This window comes from Streptomyces sp. NPDC088762 (assembly GCF_044750905.1).
Taxonomy (GTDB): domain Bacteria; phylum Actinomycetota; class Actinomycetes; order Streptomycetales; family Streptomycetaceae; genus Streptomyces.
Map to the genome: position 1 here is coordinate 533907 of NZ_JBIVKT010000002.1, position 20460 is coordinate 554366.

23 protein-coding genes are annotated in these 20460 nt (G+C 74.1%); 8 read left to right on the forward strand and 15 right to left on the reverse strand.

The features are described from left to right. Nucleotides 1-91 precede the first annotated feature (91 nt). Nucleotides 92-1642, forward strand: a complete 1551-nt coding sequence (locus ACIP5M_RS07155; protein WP_401192998.1) for a DUF6056 family protein — start codon at nt 92-94, stop codon at nt 1640-1642. Between the two features lie 15 nt (nt 1643-1657). On the opposite strand, the gene ACIP5M_RS07160 is transcribed toward ACIP5M_RS07155, so the two are convergent. Further along, nucleotides 1658-3541, reverse strand: a complete 1884-nt coding sequence (locus ACIP5M_RS07160; RefSeq protein ID WP_401193001.1) for a hypothetical protein — start codon at nt 3539-3541, stop codon at nt 1658-1660. A 442-nt stretch (nt 3542-3983) separates the two neighbouring features. Here ACIP5M_RS07160 and ACIP5M_RS07165 point away from each other — a divergent pair, with 442 nt between their 5' ends. The 4 genes from ACIP5M_RS07165 to ACIP5M_RS07180 are packed head-to-tail and all read left to right on the forward strand — an operon-like array spanning nt 3984 to nt 6436. Further along, nucleotides 3984-4646 (forward strand): HemK2/MTQ2 family protein methyltransferase, encoded by a 663-nt coding sequence (locus ACIP5M_RS07165; RefSeq protein ID WP_401193565.1) that lies wholly within the window; start codon nt 3984-3986, stop codon nt 4644-4646. Further along, nucleotides 4630-4890 carry a CDGSH iron-sulfur domain-containing protein gene (locus ACIP5M_RS07170; protein WP_401193004.1) on the forward strand — a complete coding sequence of 87 codons (261 nt, stop codon included), beginning with the start codon at nt 4630-4632 and terminating at the stop codon, nt 4888-4890. The genes ACIP5M_RS07165 and ACIP5M_RS07170 overlap by 17 nt, the downstream gene beginning before the upstream one ends. Beyond that, on the forward strand, nt 4890-5918 hold the full coding sequence (locus ACIP5M_RS07175) for an iron-containing redox enzyme family protein (protein WP_401193006.1): 1029 nt from the start codon (nt 4890-4892) through the stop codon (nt 5916-5918). Before ACIP5M_RS07170 ends, ACIP5M_RS07175 begins: the two co-directional genes overlap by 1 nt. Before the next feature lie 29 nt (nt 5919-5947). After that, nucleotides 5948-6436 carry a flavin reductase family protein gene (locus tag ACIP5M_RS07180; protein WP_401193009.1) on the forward strand — a complete coding sequence of 163 codons (489 nt, stop codon included), beginning with the start codon at nt 5948-5950 and terminating at the stop codon, nt 6434-6436. A gap of 29 nt (nt 6437-6465) precedes the next feature. On the opposite strand, the gene ACIP5M_RS07185 is transcribed toward ACIP5M_RS07180, so the two are convergent. The 4 genes from ACIP5M_RS07185 to ACIP5M_RS07200 form a co-directional block, all read right to left on the reverse strand. Further along, the gene (locus ACIP5M_RS07185) at nt 6466-7395 is read right to left on the reverse strand and encodes a 2-dehydropantoate 2-reductase (protein ID WP_401193012.1); all 930 of its coding nucleotides are present in this window, start codon (nt 7393-7395) and stop codon (nt 6466-6468) included. Nucleotides 7396-7452: 57 nt separating this feature from the next. Next, nucleotides 7453-8394, reverse strand: a complete 942-nt coding sequence (locus tag ACIP5M_RS07190; RefSeq protein ID WP_401193015.1) for a DMT family transporter — start codon at nt 8392-8394, stop codon at nt 7453-7455. An 83-nt stretch (nt 8395-8477) separates the two neighbouring features. Then, on the reverse strand, nt 8478-9212 hold the full coding sequence (locus ACIP5M_RS07195) for an ArsR/SmtB family transcription factor (protein ID WP_401193017.1): 735 nt from the start codon (nt 9210-9212) through the stop codon (nt 8478-8480). Between the two features lie 53 nt (nt 9213-9265). Beyond that, nucleotides 9266-10126, reverse strand: a complete 861-nt coding sequence (locus ACIP5M_RS07200; protein ID WP_401193020.1) for an SDR family oxidoreductase — start codon at nt 10124-10126, stop codon at nt 9266-9268. An 88-nt stretch (nt 10127-10214) separates the two neighbouring features. On the opposite strand from ACIP5M_RS07200, the gene ACIP5M_RS07205 reads away from it, so the two are divergent. After that, the gene (locus ACIP5M_RS07205) at nt 10215-10682 is read left to right on the forward strand and encodes a MarR family winged helix-turn-helix transcriptional regulator (protein WP_401193023.1); all 468 of its coding nucleotides are present in this window, start codon (nt 10215-10217) and stop codon (nt 10680-10682) included. Between the two features lie 15 nt (nt 10683-10697). On the opposite strand, the gene ACIP5M_RS07210 is transcribed toward ACIP5M_RS07205, so the two are convergent. Next, nucleotides 10698-11327, reverse strand: a complete 630-nt coding sequence (locus tag ACIP5M_RS07210; RefSeq protein ID WP_401193026.1) for a TetR/AcrR family transcriptional regulator — start codon at nt 11325-11327, stop codon at nt 10698-10700. 71 nt (nt 11328-11398) lie between these two features. Here ACIP5M_RS07210 and ACIP5M_RS07215 point away from each other — a divergent pair, with 71 nt between their 5' ends. Then, a complete protein-coding gene (locus ACIP5M_RS07215) occupies nt 11399-13024 on the forward strand; it encodes an FAD-binding oxidoreductase (protein ID WP_401193028.1) in 1626 nt (541 codons plus the stop codon). On the opposite strand, the gene ACIP5M_RS07220 is transcribed toward ACIP5M_RS07215, so the two are convergent. The 8 genes from ACIP5M_RS07220 to ACIP5M_RS07255 all read right to left on the reverse strand — a co-directional run bounded on the left by ACIP5M_RS07220 (nt 12999) and on the right by ACIP5M_RS07255 (nt 19487). After that, a complete protein-coding gene (locus ACIP5M_RS07220; RefSeq protein ID WP_401193031.1) occupies nt 12999-14426 on the reverse strand; it encodes an ATP-binding protein in 1428 nt (475 codons plus the stop codon). The two genes, ACIP5M_RS07215 and ACIP5M_RS07220, sit on opposite strands and share 26 nt — an antisense overlap. Beyond that, nucleotides 14423-15145, reverse strand: a complete 723-nt coding sequence (locus tag ACIP5M_RS07225) for a response regulator transcription factor (protein WP_401193033.1) — start codon at nt 15143-15145, stop codon at nt 14423-14425. Before ACIP5M_RS07225 ends, ACIP5M_RS07220 begins: the two co-directional genes overlap by 4 nt. 9 nt (nt 15146-15154) lie before the next feature. Continuing rightward, the gene (locus tag ACIP5M_RS07230) at nt 15155-15748 is read right to left on the reverse strand and encodes a hypothetical protein (RefSeq protein WP_401193035.1); all 594 of its coding nucleotides are present in this window, start codon (nt 15746-15748) and stop codon (nt 15155-15157) included. Beyond that, nucleotides 15745-16506, reverse strand: coding sequence for a thioredoxin family protein (locus tag ACIP5M_RS07235; protein ID WP_401193037.1), 762 nt, complete (start codon nt 16504-16506; stop codon nt 15745-15747). Before ACIP5M_RS07235 ends, ACIP5M_RS07230 begins: the two co-directional genes overlap by 4 nt. A 328-nt stretch (nt 16507-16834) precedes the next feature. Continuing rightward, nucleotides 16835-17392, reverse strand: a complete 558-nt coding sequence (locus ACIP5M_RS07240) for a hypothetical protein (protein WP_401193039.1) — start codon at nt 17390-17392, stop codon at nt 16835-16837. A 178-nt stretch (nt 17393-17570) separates the two neighbouring features. Beyond that, on the reverse strand, nt 17571-18401 hold the full coding sequence (locus ACIP5M_RS07245) for a CAP domain-containing protein (protein ID WP_401193042.1): 831 nt from the start codon (nt 18399-18401) through the stop codon (nt 17571-17573). 147 nt (nt 18402-18548) lie between these two features. Next, complete coding sequence (locus ACIP5M_RS07250) at nt 18549-19025, reverse strand: VOC family protein (RefSeq protein ID WP_401193044.1); 477 nt, start codon at nt 19023-19025, stop codon at nt 18549-18551. Nucleotides 19026-19076: 51 nt separating this feature from the next. Then, nucleotides 19077-19487, reverse strand: coding sequence for a VOC family protein (locus ACIP5M_RS07255; RefSeq protein WP_401193046.1), 411 nt, complete (start codon nt 19485-19487; stop codon nt 19077-19079). A 215-nt stretch (nt 19488-19702) separates the two neighbouring features. On the opposite strand from ACIP5M_RS07255, the gene ACIP5M_RS07260 reads away from it, so the two are divergent. Then, entirely contained in the window at nt 19703-20020 is a 318-nt protein-coding gene (locus ACIP5M_RS07260) for a hypothetical protein (RefSeq protein WP_401193049.1), read from the forward strand. 75 nt (nt 20021-20095) lie between these two features. Here the strand turns inward: ACIP5M_RS07260 and ACIP5M_RS07265 are convergent, their stop codons facing one another. Next, nucleotides 20096-20449, reverse strand: a complete 354-nt coding sequence (locus ACIP5M_RS07265; protein WP_401193052.1) for a PRC-barrel domain containing protein — start codon at nt 20447-20449, stop codon at nt 20096-20098. Nucleotides 20450-20460 lie beyond the last annotated feature (11 nt).

Consider the following 20460-nt stretch of genomic DNA (forward strand, 5'->3'; position numbering starts at 1 on the left):
GTGTCCCGCCGGTGGCCGCCGAGTGGCCGTGCCCCATCGGCGGACATATCGTCAGGTCATCCCACTGCGCCTCGCTGTAAAGGGTTGGTGCATGAGAACTGCTGCGACGGAAGGCGAGCGCGCGGACCGGACGGAGGGCGGGCCGGAGGGCGGGAAGGAGGGGCGGCCCGGGACCCGGCCCCCCGGAGCGCTCCGGGGGCTGCTGCCGGCCGTGGCCGCGATCCTCGCCGTGGCCGCAGGCGGCCTGATCGCCGTCGGGTGTTTCCTCGGACTCTACGTACGCCCCACCTCCGACGACTGGTGCGTCGCCTGGAAGGCCCGTGACCTGGGGGTCGGCGGCATCACGGCCGACTTCTACACCACCCAGAACGGCCGGATCGCCAACGCCTTGCTGAGCGGGATCATCTACGGCGACGGACTGGCCGGACCCAAGGTCCTGCCCACCGTCATCGCCGTCACCTTCACGGCCGGACTGGTCCTGCTGGGCCGCGAGTTCATCCGCTTCCGCGGCGGCACGCCCCGGCCGTCCGCCCTGCCGGCCCTGGTCGCCTGCGCCCTGGTCGTCCAGGCGCTCCTCTACTACGGCGGCCCGCGCAGCTACCAGGTGCTGCTGTGGGCTCCCGCAACGATCTCCCACACCATCCCCAGTGTCATCGGCCTGTGGACGCTCCTGCTCGGCATCCGGACCGCCCGCAGCCCCCGCCCCGGCGCGCGCCGGGCCGGCCTCGCCTCCGCCTTGCTCGCCGGTTGCGTGCTCGGCACGCTCAGCGAGCCGTTCGCGCTCGTCAGCGGCCTGCTCGCGGCCGCGGCCGGCCTGCTCGCCCTTCCCCGCCTGCGACTGGCCCGGACGTGGCACCCGTTCACCTGGTGCCTGTGCTACTGCTCCGGCCTCGTCTGCGGACTGGTCGTGCTCTACACCTCCCCGGGTGCCCGGTGGCGCCGGGCGCAGCAGCCGGCCAAGGAGTCCCTGCTCTCGGCGGGCGAGCTCGGAGGCACCGCCGGGGACTGGCTGCGCATGTGGGACGCGATCGCCGGCCAGTGGGCCCACCTCGGAGCCGCCGCCGTCGGCGTCCTGCTCGGCCTCTGCCTCGCCGCACCCGCCGGACGCGGACGGGGACGGCGAGCGCCCGTGCCCCGCAAGACGGCGCTCGCCCTGCTGCTGCTCCCCGTACCCGTGGTGGCGCTCGGGTCGTTCGCGGTGGTCGTGGGCCTGCGCAGCGGCTATGGCCCGAGCGGCTGGACGTACGCCCGTACGTGGACCAGCCACCTCGTGCTGATGGACCTGGCACTGTGCGCCTACGGTGCGCTGCTCGGCCAGTGGGCGGCCGGCCGTCTCCCGGCCCGCCGCCGCCACACCGGCCCGGCCGCCGTGGGGGCGGGAGTCCTGGTGCTGGTCACGCTGGCGGCCCTCGTCCCGAGCGTCCAGCGCCTCACCACCGACACGGTCACCCACGCCGTGGCCTGGGACGCCCAGGACTCCCGCATCCGCGCGGAGTCCGCCCGCGGCGCCCGCGACGTGGGCTACCGGCCCTTGTACACCGGCGGCCTCGCCGAGCCCTTCTTCACCTCCGCCTACGCGCGCGACTGGGTCGCCGCCTGCGTCTCGCGGTGGTACGGCGTCGACCGCATCCACCGCCGCTGAGCGGCGCCCGGTCTCTCATCGCCCGCCGGACGGCGCCGGCGGGGTGGGCTGCGGCGAGCCCTCCAGCGCCAGGGCGGTGAGCACGACCAGCGAGTCCGTCCAGCCGAGGGGCGCGACCGAGGACGGCAGCCCGGCCCCGTTCACGGTTTCCGGGAGTTCGCCCAGCCCGTTCCGCTTCGACAGGACCCAGTCCAGCACCCGGCCCGCCTTCTCCTGCTCGCCCGTACCCGACCAGGCGAGGGCGAAGAAGGAGGTACTGGCCGTCCACGCGTACGATCCCCAGCTGAAATCCGGGTCGTTGCCGGGGGAGACACCGCCGTTGGGGAGCCGCAGCGCCGTGAAGGTGGAGTTCAGCGCCGCGCCCAGGCCGGGCGGGGCGGCGTTGAACGGGGGCGCCATGAACGCCACCGCACTGTCCCGGCCGTGCCGGCCGTCGATGGTGCGCTGGTAGCCCAGCGGGGCGAAGGCGTCGGCGATACCGGCGGACAGCCGCCGGGCCGCCTCCCCCCAGCGCTCCGCGTCCCCGTACATGCCCAGCCGGGCCGCCAGGTCGGCCGAGGCGTTCAGCCCGGCCAGGAGCGGGGCGGCCGTACCGATGTTGGTGGTCGCGGTGTCCAGCTCCCAGTAGTCGGGGGACGCCGGCGGCAGCCCGTTCGGGCCGAGGGAGCGGGCGGCGTAGTCGGCCGCCTTGCGCACCATCGGGTAGAGCGCGTGCAGTCGCTCGTCCCGCCCGTCCTGCGGCGCCGCCTGGTACCACTGCCAGGTGGCCCAGGGCACCCAGCCGTTGCCGTCCAGCTGCCACTTGCGGCCGTCGGGCGGTCCGCTGCCGTCCAGCTTGGTACGGGCCTCCCAGGTCCCGTCGGCCCGCTGGGTGCGCGCGTCGTAGTCGAGGATCCGGTACGCCTCCTCGTCGTGCCCGGTGACGGCGAACGCGACCGCCGCGAAAGCACCGTCCCGCGGCCAGGAGTACTCCCACGCCGGCGACCACCCCGCGGCGAACGCGCCGTTGGGCTTGAGCAGTGCCCGCATCGACAGCAGGGCGCGCTGCGTCGCGGCCCGCCGGGCGGCGGTGGTCCCCGGGACCCGGCCGGAGTCCAGCCAGGCGCGGCTCTCCCCGATCTGCGCCAGGGCGCCCGGGTCGTCCGCCGAGACCACGGTGGAAGCGGAGGCGCCGGCGGGCAGGTACCGCCACCGGCCGGACGGCAGCCGCAGCACGTTGCTGCCGTCGACGTAGGAGGCGCCGACGGCGAAGGACGGCAGGACGGCCTCGGTGGCCACCCGGTTGGTCAGCAGCCCCGACGTACGGGCGGCGAGCGCCGAGGTGGGCACGTAGCAGGGTTGCGTCTCCCCGCAGCGCTCGTTCCCGGTGGGGTTGACGTGGAAGGCCAGCCGGGAGCTGTCGGCGTGCCAGCCGCCCCAGTACGCCCGGTCGTAGTTCCAGCTGGTGAGCGAGCCCGGTACCGACTGCCGGGTGCCGTACCAGGCGATGGGCTTGCTCTCCGCCGTGGTCGCCTGGAGGAACAGGTAGTAGGTGGCGCCCGCCGTGACGTCGGCGCTGACCGGGAATTCGACCCAGCCCGCGCCGGCTCCGCCCAGGGTGGCCAGGTTCAGGGTCCGCGAGGCCACCGCCGACCCGGCGTCGGTGCGGACCCGGCGGATCTGGGCGGTCACGGTCCCGGTCGAGGCGCCGCTGGCGAGGTAGACGCTGACCCGGGAGAGCCGGGTGCCGGAGACCGTGAAGGCCTGGGCCGCCGCGTTGTTGGTGGACTTCACGCTGAACAGGGCGGTCTCGCGGCGTGTCTGGCCGTCGTAGGCCACGGCTGCCTCGGCGTTCGGGAGCACCGCGGGGACACCCGTCAGTGCCAGGGAGAGCAGGGCGGGCAGCAGAGTCCTCGCCATCGGCATCGCCATCGGATACAGGCCCTTCCGTTGCTCGACGGGCGCGCCGGCGGAGGGTGCCGGGGCGCCGAAAGGTGGGCCCACCTTGCACGCCTCCGGCCCCGGGGGAGGGGGAGTCGGGGCGTGTCCCACCGGATGGGGCCGTAACGACATCCGATCGTGTGACAGAAACAGCGGCGGAATCCTCGGCGGTGGCCCGGCCGAAGGGGTCACGTTCGGCGGGGCACCGGGCAGAGTCCACCGGTGCGCCGGCATCGCTCGTATTTTCCTCCAGTCCAGGGCTCAAGCCTCCGTGGGATCCTCCGAAGATCGGCAGCTTTCCGTCTGGGGAGTTCAGGCTGGGGCAGTCGCCCAGCGTCGTCGTCCACGTCCGCGGCCCACCGCAGGGGACCGCACATGATCGCGGAGGTAGCAGGTGTCCAGTACGGCTCTGACCTTGGGCATGCCGCTGCCCGCAGGCCTGCTCGCGCTCCCGGGTGTCTACCAGCCGCAGGCGGACACACGTTTCCTCGCCGAGGCCCTCGCCTTGGAGGAGGTGGACCACCGCACGGACGCCCTGGAGATCGGAACGGGCACCGGTGCGCTGGCCCTGCACGCCGCGAGCCGGGGAGCGCGGGTCACCGCGGTCGACGTCTCCTGGCGCGCGGTGGTCACCGCACGGCTGAACGCCCTGCACCGGCGACTGCCCCTCAACGTCCTGCACGGCGACTTCGCCGCACGAACCGCCGGGCGCCGCTTCGACCTGATCGTCGCCAATCCGCCGTACGTGCCCGCCCCCGGGGACGGGCTGCCGTCGCGCGGCCCGGAGCGGGCCTGGGACGCGGGCCCGGACGGGCGGGACGTCATCGACCGGATCTGCGCGAGCGCCCCGGCCATGCTCCGCCCCGGAGGCGTCCTGCTCATGGTGCATTCGGGGATGTGCGGAGCCGGAACGACCGTGGACCTGCTGACCGGGGCGGGGCTGACCGCCGACGTCACGGCGAGGACCTCCGTGCCCTGGGGCCCCGTCCTGCGGTCGCGACGGGCCTGGCTGGAGCGGCGGGGACTGGCGGCCGAAGCCGAGGAACGGGAAGAGCTGGTGATCATCCGTGCCCAGTACCTCTGACAGCGCCCCCGACCGGGCCTCCTCCGCGCCGGCGGGCGCCCGCCGGGTGTCCGTGGACCCGCAGGGCCCGGTCCTGGTGGAGGGCCCGGTCGAGATCGTCCTGGACGACGGGACGGTCGCCCGGTCCGACCGCTTCATGGTCGCGGTGTGCACCTGCCGTCGCAGCCGTGCCTACCCCTGGTGCGACACCAGCCACCGCCGTCGCGAGCGAGTCACCCCGCCGCCCGAGGAAAGGAACCCGTGATGACCCCTGCCGGCCCGAGCACGGTGGCGCCCCCCGCCGGTCCCCGCCTGGTCGAGGGACGGGGCGAGCTGTCCGACGCCGTGGTGCGGGCCCTGCGGTCCGGCGGCCCGCCCGTGTACGCCATGGGGTCCGTTCTGAAGGCCGATCCGTGGGGCGAGGACCTCCAGCTCGCCCTCTACCTCCTCTACGAGCTGCACTACCGCGGCTTCGACGGCGTGGACGACGAGCGGGAATGGGACCCGGAACTGCTGCGGCTCCGCCAGGCGCTCGAAACCCGCTTCCTCCACGCCCTGCGCACCGATCTGCCCGACCCTCCCCGGTCGGTCGAGGAGGCCTTCGCCCCGCTCCTCGTCGAGCCCGTCGACCTCTCCGGCAGCCTCAGCCACCACCTCGAAACCGAGGGCCGGCTCTGGCAGTTGCGCGAGTACGCGGCTCTGCGCTCCCTGTACCACCTCAAGGAGGCCGACCCGCACGCCTGGGTCATCCCCCGGCTCACCGGGCGGGCCAAGGCCGCCATGGTCGCCATCGAGTACGACGAGTTCGGCGCCGGCCGGGCCGAACGCATCCACGCACGGCTCTTCGCGGACCTGATGGGCGACCTGGAGCTGGATCCGGAGTACGGCCGCTATCTGGACCGTGCGCCGGCCCCCCTCCTCGCGACCGTGAACCTGATGTCCCTCTTCGGGCTCCACCGCGCGCTGCGCGGCGCCCTCGTCGGCCACTTCGCGTACGTCGAGGTCACCTCGTCGCCCGGCTCCAGGCGTCTGGCCAAGGCGCTGCGGCGCTGTGGAGCGGGGCCGGCCGCCGAGCACTTCTACGCCGAGCACGTCGAAGCCGACGCGGTCCACGAACAGGTCGTCCGCCATGAGGTCATCGGCGGCCTCCTGGCCGACGAGCCCGCCCTGGAGGCGGACGTCGCGTTCGGGTGCGCGGCGACCGTCCTGCTGGAGGACCGCCTCGCGGCCCACATCCGCGAAGCGTGGGACCAGGGGCGCAGTGCGCTGCGCACACCCCTGTCGGAGCCGTGAGGCCGGCCGAGCGAACGGGAGGAGACACCGTGACGGACCTGGACCCCTTCACCGACGGACTCGACGGTCCGATGTACGTGGTCACGGTGGCGTCCGGTGACGAGCGGGCGGGCTGCCTGGTGGGCTTCGCCTCACAGTGCTCCATCGACCCGCCGGCCTTCGCCGTCTGGCTGTCGGTCGCCAACCGCACCTACCGCGTCGCGCGCGAGGCGGACCACCTCACCGTGCACCTGCTCCGCCGGGACCAGCGGGCGCTGGCGGAGCTCTTCGGGGAGGAGACGGGCGACGACGTCGACAAGTTCGCGCGCGTCGGCTGGCAACCGGGCGAGCAGGGCAGTCCGGTCCTGAACGAGGTGCACACCTGGTTCACCGGCCGGATCAGGGCCCGCATCGACGGCGGCGACCACATGGGCTTCCTCCTGGAGCCCGTGGCCGTGTGCCCGCCGGCCGAAGGCCCGCCCCCGCCGCTGCTCCGGTACCGGGAGGTACGGGACCTGGACGCAGGCCACCCGGCCTGACGAGGCCGTTGGCCTGCGTACCGCGGGACTCAGGGGCGTTGCGCGGCGAGGCGGTGCTCGTGGACGCGCAGGTGCAGGGCGGCGAGGTCGAGCAGCGGCGTGGGCACCCCCATCGCGCGGGCGCGGACGGTGAGGTCGGTCAGGACGTGGTCGGCCTCCGTCGGCGCCCCGGCGACGAGGTCGCGGTAGAGCGACGGCGTGAGGGGGGAGCCCGGCGTCGTGACGGTCGCCGTGGTGAAGGCCAGTTCGGCGTCCGGAACCGGGTGGCCGGCCGCCCGGGCCACCGCTGCGGCTTCGGAGAGCAGGGCCGGTCCCAGGGCCGCTCCGCCCGGGACGGCGTTCACCTCCCCGACCGTGCCGCGCATCAGGCAGGTCAGGGCGACGAGCGTGGAGATGAACACCCACTTGTGCCACATGGCCGCGACGATGTCCTCGGTCTCGGGCGAGTCGATGCCCGCGTCGGCCAGGAGCGTGCGGATCGTGTCCACGCGCGCCGAAGCGCGGCCGTCGATCTCGCCGGTCAGGATGACCGCGGGCGGAGCCATGCGCAGGATGTCGCCTTCCGCGTTCAGCGTGGTGACCACCTTCGCGACGCCGCCGAGGACGGCTGCGGCCCCGAGGCGCTCGACGAGCACGTCCACGTGGGCGAAGCCGTTGAGCAGGGGCACCACCGCGGTGTCCGGGCCGACGGCGGGCTCGATGTCCGCCAGGGCCGTGTGCAGGGCGGTCGCCTTCACGGAGAGCAGGACCAGGTCGTACGGCCCGCCGGGGGCGTCGGCCGTCACCAGCTTCGGCGCGAGGTGGAGCTTCTCGCCCTGGCCCTCGACGCGCAGCCCGCGGGCCTCGAGGGCCTTCGCGCGCGCCGGGCGGACGAGGAAGGAGACGTCGCGGCCCGCCGCGGCGAGCCGCGCGCCGAAGAAGCCGCCGACGGCGCCGGCGCCGACCGTGAGGATCTTCATGGGGGAGTGCCTTTCGTGGGAGGAGTCGGTTCGGGAAGCGGACACGGGCCGATCCGGTCAGGGCCTGTCCGCGGGAAGTCGCTTGTCGTCAACGGGAGTTCGCGACGAGCGCGGCGCGTACCGGGACACGGCGACTCCGGCCAGGCACAGTGCCCCGCCGAGGAGGGACAGCCATGCGGGCACCTCGCCGAGGAGCGCCCAGCTCAGCAGGACGACGATGGCGGGGACGGCGTAGGTCGTCGCGCCCAGCTTGCCGGCGGGCATCCGCGCCAGGGCGTAGGTCCACGTGGTGAACGCCAGGGCGGTCGGCACCACGCCCAGGTAGACCATGTTCAGGGTCGCGGACACGGGTGCCCCGGGCAGTTCCGCGAGCAGCTGCCCCGAGAACGGCAGGCAGGCCACGGCTCCCGTCAGACAGCTGAACGCGGTGATCTGCAGGGGTGTGCCGTAGGAGAGCGCGGGCTTCTGGGCGATGACGCCGGACGCGTAGGCGACGGCCGCGAGCAGGCACAGGACGACCCCGAGCACCGAGGTGGAGCCGCTCTCCCCGGACGACATCGACAGGCCGACGACGACGGCGCCCGCGAAGGAGACGGCCATGCCCGCCAGCAGCCGCGGCGGCAGCGCCTCGCCGAGGAGGCGGGCGGCGAGCAGGGCCATGAGGATGGGCCCGGTGTTGACGAGCAGGGAGGCCGTGCCCGCGTCGACCAGGCGTTCACCCCAGTTCAGCGCGACCGTGTAGCCGCAGAACCACACCACACCGGACACCAGGATGCCGCGCCAGGCCTCGCGGGGCGGCAGGCCCTGGCGGCGGACCAGCAGCAGGACGACGAGGACGAGCGAGGCGGCCAGGAGTCTGCCGAGAGCAAGGGCGCCGGGGGAGTAGGCGGCGCCCGCGCTGCGGATGGAGACGAAGGCCGAGGCCCAGGCGAACACCGTGAAGGAAACGGCGCCGACCGTGAGGACGCCGGGCGGGAGGGGACTCGAGCGGAAGGTCATCCCCCCACCCTACGGGCGCAACATTTCGGTGTCGACCGAAATAATGACCGGGATGCGGTCCGGCGGGCCACGGCCGCTGCGGCTCAGTTCCACGCCTCCGGCGTGAGCCCCAGCAGGCCGGCGAAAGCCCGCTCGCCGGCCCCGGTCACCTCCAGCCCCCGCCCGCCGCCCGCCGGACGGACCACCCACTTCTCTTCCAGCGCCCGCGCGCACAGTCGCGCCCCGGTCACCCCGCCCAGGTGGCGCCGGCGCTCGGTCCAGTCCAGACAGGAGCTCGCCAGCGGCCTGCGCCCCTCGTGGGCGAGGCTGACGCCCGCCTCGGCGCACCAGGCCCGACCGTCCTGCGTCAGCTCGAAGACGCCCTCCGTGCTCAGCAGTCCGCGCCTCTCCATGGCGTCGGTCACCGCCATCCCGAACCGCCCGGCGAAGTGGTCGTAGCAGGTCCTGGCCCGCGCCAGCGGGTCCGGTGCGGCGACCAGGGGCACCGTGTGCGCGGCGTCCCGGTCCGGAATCGCGTACGAGGCGAGCTCGTCGACGAGACGCGCGGTCGCGGCGTCCGCGATGCGCACGTAACTGTGCCGGCCCTGCCGTTCCGTGACGCAGATGCCCGCTTCGATCAGCCGGGTCAGATGGCCGCTGACCGTGGACGGTGCCACCGCGGTGATCCGGGCCAGCTCGCCGGCGGTCCAGGCGCGCCCCTCCAGCAGCGTCATGCAGATGGCGGCCCGCGTCTCGTCGGCCAGGGCGGCGGCGAGGGCCGCCAGGCGGGCAGCGGGGGCCGGGGCGTCCGCCGGCGGCTCGGGGTGCGACTCGTTCATGGTTCCAGGATGCCCCAGGATTTCGGCGAACGGCGAAATATCCCGCGGGCCGGTCAGGCGACCCAGGTTCCCGTCATGCCGAGGACGGCCTCGCCGTCCTGGTCGGCCAGCTTCGTCCCGGTGAAGTCGCGGGCCCACTGCGAGGTCTGAAGGCGGAAGGCGGGGCGGTCGGCGGTCAGGGCCTCCATGACGGCCTCGGCCGCGCCGGCCGGCGTCTGGGCGGCGTCGCCCTGGAACTGGCCGACCGTGCGGTCGATGTAGTGGCTCAGGGCGTCGGTGTACGGTCCGGCCGCAGCGATCCGGGCGTCGAGGTCGAGCCCGATGTTGTTGACGAACTCGGTCGCCACCGCGCCCGGTTCGACGACGGACACGCTCACGCCGACGGTACGGGCGACGGGGGCCAGGCTCTCCATGTAGCCCTCCACCGCGAACTTGGCCGCGCAGTAGGCCTCGTTGAAGGGCTGGCCGATGACGCCGCCGACGCTGGTCACGGTGATCAGACGGCCTCCGGTGGCCCGCAGGTGGGGGAGCGCGGCCTTGGAGACGTTCAGGACGCCGAAGAAGTTGACCTCCGTGACCTCGCGGACGTCGGCGACCGATTCGAGTTCCAGTGTGCCGAGGTGGCCGGCGCCGGCGTTGTTCACGACGGCGTCCAGGCGGCCGTAGTCGGCGATCACGCCGTTCACGGCGGCGGCGACGGACTCCTCGTCGACCACGTCGAGCCGGCGGATGTCGATCTCGACGCCCGCCTCGGCGGCGGCCTTGCGCAGGGCGTCGGCCCGGCCCGTGTCGCGCAGGGTGGCCACGGTGCGCCAGCCGGCCCGCGCCGCGGCGACGGCGGCGGCCAGGCCGATGCCGGAGGAGGTGCCGGTGATCAGGACGGTACGCAGAGCGGTGGCGGGAGTGGTGGACATGAGGACCTCGCAAGAAGGGGAGATGTATGTGCGTGCACACACACTTTAAATTTATGTGCGTGCGCACGCAACCCCTAGACTGGGCGGCATGCCGAAGAAGCTCACAGAGGCCGAGATGCCGGCGGCCGATTACGCCTTCTACGGGCTCGTCTGGGCCGGTACGACGATGACGGACCGCGTCGACAAGGCCCTCGTGAAGGCCCACGACCTGCCCGTGTCCTGGTTCGAGGTCATGCTGTGGCTGGCGTCAAGCCCCGACCCCGTGCCCGCCTCCGTCCTCGGCAACAGCACGCTGCTCAGCCGCAGCCAGGTCTCCCGGGTCGTCGACGCCCTTCAGGCCCGCGGCCTGGTGGAGCGCACCCCGTCGGCGCGCGACGCGCGGTCGGTGGAGGTCTCGCTCACGCCGGCCGGGCGTACGGTCTTCGCCGCGGCGGACGCCACGCGGCGCGAGGCGTTGGCGCCGGTCTTCACGGAACTCCTGGACGCGCAGGACCTGGAGGCCCTGGGCACGGTCTGGCGCAAGCTGAAGGCCGCGAAAGCCGCGCGGGGCGAGTAGGGGGTGTCTTGAGGGTCAGGAGGCGGGGCCGGGCGTGAGCGCGGCCGCTGCCGCGAACAGGCGGGCGCAGCGCTGCGTCATGGCCGCCGGGGACTGCTCGGGGTGCTTCACCCACCACCGTACGAGGGTGGCCACCAGGTCCCGCCATACCCAGGTCAGGGCGTCGGCGTCCAGCGGGTCGCCGGATCCGGTCGCGCGCAGCAGGTCGGCGGTGCCGCCGGCGGCCAGCCGGTCGATGGCCGACCAGTACTCCGCGGCGCGCCGGGCGGCCTCGCCGCCGGGGGGCAGTGAGGTGTCGTAGAGCACGAACCACGCCTCGCGCCGGCCCTCCAGGGCGGTGAAGATGCCGTCGAGCACCCGCAGGGGCGTGTCCGGCGTGGTTCCGCCCTGCCCCATCGCCTCCCGGATGGCGCCCAGGAGCCGGTCCCCGACGGGGACGAGGCAGGCGACGTACAGCTCCTCCTTGGTCCCGAAGTACTGGTGCAGCAGTGTCTTGGTGACGCCGACGCGCCCCGCGATCGCGGTGAGCGACGCGCCCGCGTATCCGCTCGTGCCGAACTCCTGCGTGGCGGCGGCCAGGATCTGCTGCCTGCGCTGGTGCTGCGGGACGCCTTTGGTGCCGGCCTTCGAGCGGGGGGTTGCCATGCGTTGATCTTACCAGATAGTAATTTACCGCTAGGTAAGTTCCTGTCCTCCCCGACCTCCGGAGCGCACCCATGGCCGGCACCACGACGCACCCCGCATCCCGCACCCGCTCCTGGTGGGGCTGGGGCTGGGCGGACGCACATCCCGACGACGCCGAATGCACCGCGATGGGCGCCCTGCTCCCCGGCACCCTCGCCCGCCCGCTGCCCGTGCCGCGCGTCCGCGACCTGCGCATCGACGGGCCGGCCGTCCAGCCCCCGCCGAGCCTCGCCCACCTGGTCACCGCCGACCCCGACGACCGCGCCGCCCACGCGATGGGGAAGGCGTACCGCGACATCGCACGGGCCCTGCGCGGCAGGCCCGGCCGCATCCCCGACCTCGTCGCCCGGCCCGGGGACGATCGGGAGGTGGCCGATCTGCTGGACTGGGCGGGGGAGCGGCAGGTCGCCGTCGTCCCCTACGGCGGAGGCTCCTCCGTCACCGGCGGCGTGGAGTACCGCGGCGACGCCCATCGCGCCGTGCTGTCCCTCGACCTGACCGCCATGAGCCGCGTACTGGAGGTCGACACCGTCGGCCGGGCCGCCCGCGTCCAGGCAGGGACGCTCGGTCCGAGCCTGGAGGACCAGCTGCGCCCCCACGGCCTCACCCTGCGTCATTTCCCGCAGAGCTTCGAGTTCTCCACGCTGGGCGGCTGGCTCGCCACCCGCGCCGGTGGCCACTACGCGACGGGCCGGACCCACATCGACGACTTCGTCCAGTCCCTGCGCGTCGTCACCCCGGCGGGCACCAGCGCCTCCTGGCGGCTGCCGGCCTCCGGCGCGGGCCCCTCCCCGGACCGCCTGTTCCTCGGCTCCGAGGGAGCACTCGGCGTCATCACCGAGGCATGGGTACGCCTTCAGCGACGCCCCGGCCACAAGGCGTCCGCCGCACTGGCCTTCACCGACTTCGACGACGCGCTCCGGGCGGTCCGGGACCTCGCGCAGTCCGACCTCGCCCCCGCCAACTGCCGCCTGCTGGACGCCGGCGAGGCGGCGCTCTCCGGCGCCGCGCAGGACGGATCGGCCGTACTCGTCCTGGGGTTCGAGTCGGCGGACGCGCCCGTCACCGACCGGCTCGAACAGGCCGTCGACCTGGCCCGTGTCCACGGTGGCCGGCGCGGCGGGAGCGGCGCCGCGAGCAGCGCCGCCGGCGGCGGCGCGGAAGCCGGCCGGGCCGACGCCGCCGTGACCGCCTGGCGCTCCGCCTTCCTGCGGATGCCCTACCTCCGCGACGGGCTGGCCAGGATGGGAGCTGTCGCCGAGACCTTCGAGACGGCGGCCACGTGGGACCGCATCCCGGCCCTGATCGCAGCGGTACGCACCGAGGTGGGCGCGGCGGCGCTCGAGGCCACGGGGCACCCCGCGACCGTCAACTGCCGGCTCACCCACGTCTACCCCGACGGCGCGGCCCCCTACTTCACCGTGCTCGCCGCCGGTCGCCCCGGCGACGAGGTCGCCGTCTGGGACGACCTGAAGGCCGTCGCGAGCGAGGTCCTGCACCGCCACCGGGCCACCATCACCCACCACCACGCCGTCGGCCGGGACCACCGCCCGGACTACGACCGGCAGCGCCCCGACCCCTTCGCCCTGGCACTGCGCGCCGCGAAGGGCGCGCTCGACCCGCGCGGCATCCTCAACCCCGGAGTGCTCGTCGACTGAGCGGCCAGGCCGTGCGGCGGCGGGCGGTGCGGGGTCTGCGCGGCCTGCGCCCGGAGGGGGCCGGTGCGGCCAGGGCGAACGTCACGGTGATGTGCGCGCCCCCCAACGGGCCGCGGGCGATGCGCATCGAGCCTCCCGTGGCGCCGGCCGCCCGTTGCGCGATGTCCAGACCCAGCCCCGTGGAACCGGTGCTGCTGCCGCGCGACAGGGCCCGGTCCGGGTCGGGAATGCCCGGGCCGCCGTCCTCCACCACCAGCTCCACGGCCTGGGCCGTGCGGGCGACGCGTACGGCCAACGGGGTCCCGGGCGCGGTGTGGCGGAAGACGTTGCCGATGAGCGCGTCCACCACGGCGGCGATGTCGTCGTCGGACAACCCGACCGCCGTGGGCTCCTGGGTGAGGTCGAGGGAGCAGACCCGGTTCTGCTGCTCGGCCAGGACCGTCCAGAAGGCGGTGCGGCGCCGGACGACGTCGGCCGCCTCGCAGCGGGGACCCGACGTACCCGCGCCGGCCTTGGGCCGGCCCGCGGGCGGATCCGTGCCGAGCAGGCCCTGGCCCATGGGGCCCACGGCGAGCGGGGTGCGCGCCGCGGCGATGATGGCCTGCAGTTCGGCCTCCAGTTCGCCGACCGCCGCCTCGACCCTGGCCGATTCGGGCGTGCCGGCCATGCGCTCCGACGCCAGGTGCAGGGCGGTCAGCGGTGTGCGCAGCCGGTGCGACAGGTCGGCGACGAGTTCGCGTTCGACGGCGAGCAGTTCCGTCATCCGGTGGGCCATCGCGTTGAAGGCGACTCCGGCGTCGCGCAGTTCCCTGGGGCCCATGGGCTCCACGCGAGTGTCCAGGTCGCCCTCGCCGAGGGCGCGCGACGCCCGCGCGAGCCTCTTGGAGGACCTGACGACCTTCGCGCCGAGGCGGTCGGCCACCAGTACGGAACCGCCGACCAGCCCCACGGCGAGGAACAGCATGACCGCCCACGACTCCTTGACCCCGCGGGTCAGTTCCGCCTCGGGGACGAAGTTCTCGATCACGGCGACCTGATCGCCGGGCAGCACCACCGGCTGAAGGCATATCCAGCCGTCCGGAATCTCCTGGGAGATGGACTCGCGTCCCCGCTGCGCCCGTTCGAGCAGGGCCGCCGGAGCCCTGGAGCTGCCGAGGGCCCCGGCACCCGGCAGATGGACGACCAGGTGCTCGGCCGCGTCCAGGCTCGCGGCGGATTCCCGCAGGGCGGCCGGATCCGTCGTGAGGGTGAGCACGGGGGCCAGGGCGGCGGCCCGCTGCTCGGCCGCGGTGACGCCCTGCTCCTTGACCAGCGACATCACCAGCGCGGCCAGCGGTATGAGGAAGGAGAGGGCGACCATGGAGGTCACGGCGAGCGCCACTCCGGCCAGTGAGCGCCTCAACGCGGTGCCACCAGCTTGATGCCGACGCCGCGGACGGTCAGCAGGTAGCGCGGGGCCGCCGCCCGCTCCCCGAGCTTGCGACGCAGGGACGACAGGTGTACGTCGACGGTCTGGTCGTCCACGTACGGCTCGCGCCAGACCTCGGTCAGCAGACGGCGTTTGGAGACGACCTGACCGCAGTGGTGGGCGAGGAACGCCAGCAGGTCGAACTCCCGGCGGGTGAGACGGAGCTCCCGCCCGGCCAGGTACGCGCTGCGCGCGCCCGGGTCCACCGTCAACTCGCCCACGGTCGTGGCGCGCAGCGGCTCCGACGCCGCAGCCACCGCAGCACCCGCCGGGGTGCCGGCAGGGGGGAGGTGACTGGTGCGCCGCAGCACGGCGGAGAGACGCGCGATGAGCTGCCCCCCGGAGAAGGGCTTGACCAGGTAGTCGTCGGCGCCCGCGTTGAGGAGCTTGATGATCTCCGTCTCGTCGTCGCGGGCGGTGGCCACCAGCACGGGTACGGAGGATATGCCCCGGATCATGCGCAGGGCGTCCCCTCCGTCCAGATCCGGCAGTCCCAGGTCGAGGACCACGGCGTCGAAGGGGCTCTGGGTGACCTCGCGCAGCGCGCCGAACCCGTCGGCCGCGCTGCGTACGGCGAACCCGTGCTCCGCCAGGACCTCGATGAGTGACTGGCGGATGCTGGGGTCGTCTTCGACGATCAGGACGCTCGGCATGGGGACACCTTAGGGGGAGTCGAACACCGGGCCGTCGCCGGTGATGCTCAGGTGCACGGGACGGTCGGCGACGGGAATGGTGCAGCCGTCCCGTGCGCTGCAGCTCGCGTAGCCGAACAGCACCGTCGCCTCCCCGTCGGCGTCGGCGCGGACGGGCAGGGTGGTGGTGACCGGTCCGTCCGGGTAGACCGGGACCGGGGCGTCGACGCCGGGCAGGCTGATCGACCGTACGTCCGCGGCGGCGGTCAGCCCGCCCTCCGCCTTGAGGGCCCCGGTGACGGCCATCGCGGTCGGTCGGCCCACGCCCTCGATGCCGGTGGGCGGCAGATCGGTGCTGTAGAGGTGGAAGCCCTTGCCCTCGGGCGTGAACACCGCGGTGAGGGTGCCCCGCGAGGCATGCCAGTCGGAGACCGAGAGCGTGACGGTGACCCCGTTCTCGGTGAAGTGCGTCGTCGGTACGGGGCGGCCGCCGCCGGCGGTGGGTGGTCCTCCGCATGCCGCGAGTGCGGCGAAGGACACGAAGGAGACGAGGGCGGCGGTGAAGCCCGCGAAGACAGGCGAGCGCCGCCCGCGCCCGGGCCCCTCGGGGATGGGCCGGCTCATGACGCCCACTGCCGCAGGAAGGAGTTGATGCCTTCCGGGGTCAGGGACGGATTGCCCGTCACATGGGTGTCGGTGCGCACCGTGCCGGACGGCGAGACCACGACCAGTACCGGCATCGTGTAGGTCCCGCCCGAGGGGCTGTACTTGCGCAACAGCGCCGAATTGGCGGCGCTGTTGCCGCCGATGTCCACCTTGACCAGGTGGTACGAGGACCCCAGGATCGCCGCCGTCTGCGACTGGCCGAACACCTTGTCGGCCGCCTTGCAGTTGCCGCACCAGTTCGCGCCGAAGTCGAGCAGCACCATCCGCCCGTCGGAGGCGGCCGCGCGCAGCGCCGCGTCGATCAGCTTCTGCGCGTCGGCGGAACCGTCGTAACCGGGACCCGGTATCCGGGCCGGTCCGGGGGCGGCGGACGTACGGGACGGCTTGGCGGCCGTTCCCGTCGGGGCGGCGGAACCGGTCTTGGCCGGCGGGGGAGTGGGCGAGGAGGCGGGCAGGGCGGTGGCGGATGCGGACGCCGGTACGGACGCGCTCGCGGACGCCTCGGGGGAGGCGGTCGCCGACGCCGTCCCCGAGGGAAGGGCCGGCGAGGACGCGCCGGCGGCGGACGCCGACCCGACGGGCTGGGAGGAGGGCCCGCAGGCGGCGGTCAGCCCCGCCGCGACCACGGCCGCGGCGACCAGCGGCCGCCGCGCCCCCAGCGGCGCCGGGGAACGGGGCGGCGGCGTACGGCGGTCGGCACGGACGGGTCGGAGCATGCGAGGACTCATGGCGAAGACACCCCAGGGCACGGTTGCGGACTGCGGGACGGGCAGGAAGCCCCCCGGCTCGGTCGAAGCGGGCGGCCCGATGGTCCGCCGGGGTGTCACGCCCCGGCGCCGAGGGCCGCTCGGCTGACGCGAGCATAGGACCGCGCCGGGCCGCCGGAACCGTCTCGGCGTGATCTTGAGGTTGCCCTAAGGAACAGCTCACCTTCCGCTTCGGCGGAGCTTCGTCCATCAGCGCCCACAAGGCGGTGAATGCAGCAAAAGGGGCCGGGGTGGCCGAGCGGCGCGGATCGGCCGGAACGGCCGGGGTGGCCCGGTCTCAGAACGAGGACTCGCGGACACTCGCCTTCGCGCCCGGGTCGATCGTCGCGGTGATGACCGACCGGTGGCCGGTGCTGGTGAACGTGACCGTGAGGGTGTCGGCCGAAGTCTGGGAGGTGGTGGCCTTGAACCCGAGGGCGGGGATCGCGGAGATCAGGCACACCCCCCTGCTCCCGTACCTCACCGTGGCCTTGCCGCCCTGCGAGGGGACGGTGTGCAGGCCCGCTCCGCCGTCCTCGCAGTCGACTGCGGTCTTCGGTGCGGTGGGCCGGGGGCCGGCCTGCGAGGCCTTGGCAGGGGTGGGGGCGACGGAGGAGGGGGACGGCCGCTGCGACGCCGTGGGCGACGGGCTCGCGCTCGGCGACGGCGGCCCCGGCGAGGGGCTCTGCGCCGCCTGCCACGCCGGCGGCGTGTCGATGACCGCCGGGGCGGACCGGGCGACCGGGGGCGTATGCCGGGTCGAACCGACCACGAACTGGACCGTGGCGAGCACGGCCGTCACGCTGGTGGCCGTGCACGACAGCCATATGAGCAGGTAGCGCGGAATTCGGGGCACGGGCCCATAGTGGCCGATGCGCGGACCGGCCCGTCACGGGCGCCCCCCGGGTGCCGGCGAACCCCGCCCGGGAACGCCGACGTCCCCCGTACCCGGGAGCGGGTCGGAGGACGTGGACGCCCGCCCGGCGGCCCGTGGGGGAGGAGCGGCGGCCGGCGGGGGGCTGTGCGGGGTCCGGCTACCTCGGGGTTCCGAAGTCCTGCGTCCACCACGGGCCGCCGTCGCCCTTGTGGACGCCTATGCCGATTTCCTTGAAGCTGCAGTTGAGGATGTTCGCCCGGTGCCCCGAGCTGTTCATCCACGCGTTCATGACCGCGTCGGCGTCGGCCTGGCCGCGGGCTATGTTCTCTCCGAGGCCGGACCACGCGTAACCGGCGGCCTCCACCCGGCTGGTCATGGTGGACCCGTCGGGGCCGGTGTGGGACATGACGCCGCTGCGGGCCATCGTGTCGCTGTACGTCCGAGCGGCGGCGCTCAGCTTGGCGTTCACGGTCAGGGGGCCGCACCCGGCGGCGGCCCGCTCCTTGTTGACCAGGGCCAGGACCGCGGACTCGGCGCTGCCGTCGACGGTGCCGCCGGAGCCCCCGCCCGTCGCGGTGGTGGGCTTGCGGGTGGGCTTGCCGGCCGGGGACGACGCCGGCTTGGCCGGAGCACTGCTCTCCGCGGCCACGGGCTCGCTGGCAGCCGCGGATGCCGGGGCGGAGGCGTCGGGCGTGCCGGAGGGAGCGGGGCTCGTCGTGGCCGAAGCGGCGGCGGTGGAAGGGACGGAGGCGGCGGGCGTGGGGGTCGCCGCCCCCGTCCCGTCAGAGGCGCCCGCCTTCCCGGAGGCCGTACCGGCCGCGCCGCCGGCCCGGTCCGCGCGGGCATCGCCGTCGGAGTCGGCCACCGCGACGCCCACCGCCACCGCCGCGGCCGCCGCGGTGACGGACAGCACGATCCGCGTCCGTACGGTCTTGCGCCGTCGGGCCTCGACGCGGGACGGCGGTTCGGGAGTTCGGCTGCGGCTCATGCCGGTAACACCTCACAGGAGAGGGGGACGAGGGGAGTCCGCCCGAGCCTAGGCCGGTGACCAGCGAAAAGGGACGCCTGGAGGCGTTCTTCAAGTTCCCTTAAGGAAGCCCGCAGGGTCGACACAGGGACGAGCCCGGCAATCCCCTCAACTCGGCCGCCCGTCCGCCTGCGGGTGTGCGCCGAAGTCGGGCAGGATCAGGGAGCCGTCCTCCGCCAGGGTGAAACCGGGGTTGTGGGCGATTTCCCAGGCGTGCCCGTCCGGGTCGGTGAAGACGCCCGAGTAGAAGCCGATCGCGTTGACGGCGGCGGGCCGGGTGACGGTGCCGCCGGCCCGCTCGGCAGCGTCGAGGAGGGCGTCGACCTCGGCGTCCGTACGCACGTTGTGCGCCAGGGCGATGCCGCCGAAGCCGGCCGTCGGGGCGTGGGAGGCGTCCGGAACGTCGGCGAGACCGCAGTCCGCAGCCAGTTTCCGGCGGTCCCACAGCACCAGCGCCAGGCCCCCCGCCTGGTGGAAGACGGTCTCCTCGACCTCGGTGCCGCGCCAACCCAGCGCCGCGTAGAAGTCCTTGGCGCGGGTGAGGTCCGCGACGCCCAGGGTGATCAGGCTGATCCGTTGCTCCATCCCGCCACCGTACGGGCCGGGCACGGCCGGGCCCGGCAGGCGGGCGGCATCTCACCCCGTGGCCGGTCCGGGCTCGCCGGCGGGGCCGGTCGCGGCCAGGGCGAAGGAATGGCCGGCGGGATCGCTGAGGAGGCGTACCGGCCGGGGCCCGTCGTCGGTGTCGGTACCGACCGGGCGGGCGCCGAGCGAAACCGCCTCCCGCTCGGCCTCGTCGAGGTCGGCGGCGGCCACCTGGATCCGCAGGTGGGCCTGGAGGGAATCCTCCGGGCGGGGCCAACTGGGCGGGGCGAAGCCGAGGTCACGGCGGAACGCGAGCCTGACGCCCGCCGCCCCCACGACCTCCACGTCGTCGGCGGTGGGTCCGGGCCTGATCTCCGCGTCGAGCAGTTCGGCGTAGAAGCGGGCGAGCGTCTCCGGCTCGGCGCAGTCGAGTGAAATCACGGGTGTCTTCTGCACGGTCATGTCCCGCGTGTACCCGCCGGATTCGGTCACACACGGACCGCGACGGCCCGCCTGGACCGGGCCTTCGGTGCGGGCGTACGACTGCTGCCGGCGCGCCCGCCGTGTGTCGTGCCCGGCATTCCGGGCAGGCGTCCCGTATGGCCGCGGCGCGGCGCCCGGTGTGCGCACCGGGGCACAGGGTATGCGTACGCAAGCCGACCTACGAGGAGTCGCCAGTGACTGCCTATGTGATCACCGTTCCCGGCACGTTCCTCACCGCCGTACCGGCCGCCGTACGGGCCGAGCTGGCCCAGCGGCTGCGTCCGGCGGACCCCGCGCGTTCGGACCTGGGAGAGGCGGAGGAGCTGGACCTGCTCACCGTCAACGAGGACGGCACGTTCTGCGTCCGGCTCGAGGTCGAGGCGCCGGACCGGGCCCGGGCCGAGGACGCCGCCGTCCACATCACCGCGTCGGCCCTGGCGGAAGCGGGACTCGCGGAGCGGGACGCGCCTCTGGGCCCGCCGGCCGTCACCGGCATCGACAGCGGCGGCTGAGGGGCGACTCGGACCGGACCGGTCCGCGGTGCGGGCGTCCCCACACCGCGGACCGGGCGGCGCTGAGCGCGAGGGTCAGAGCGGCGGCAGGATGCCGTAGTAACCGCCGAGCTGCTGGTGGTAGTGCTCGTCGTGCAGGTGCTTGTCCCGTACGAACTCGGGCGCGTTCTTGATCTGTTCCTTCGTCAGTCCGACGTGGACCTTCTTCTCCTCACCGTCGATGCCGATGACCGTGCCGGCCGGGAGGAGCACCTCCTTGCCGAAGATCCACGGTCCGGTGTCCACCACCAGGTAGGCGGATCCCGCCTCGTCGGAGTGCTTGTCGACCTTGCCGATGCTGCCGTCGGTCGCCTCCACCTTGTAGCCGGACAGGTCCACATCGGCGATGCGGCCGACGGTGACGCGGTAGGCCCAGACGTTCTCGGACATGAATGAACAGC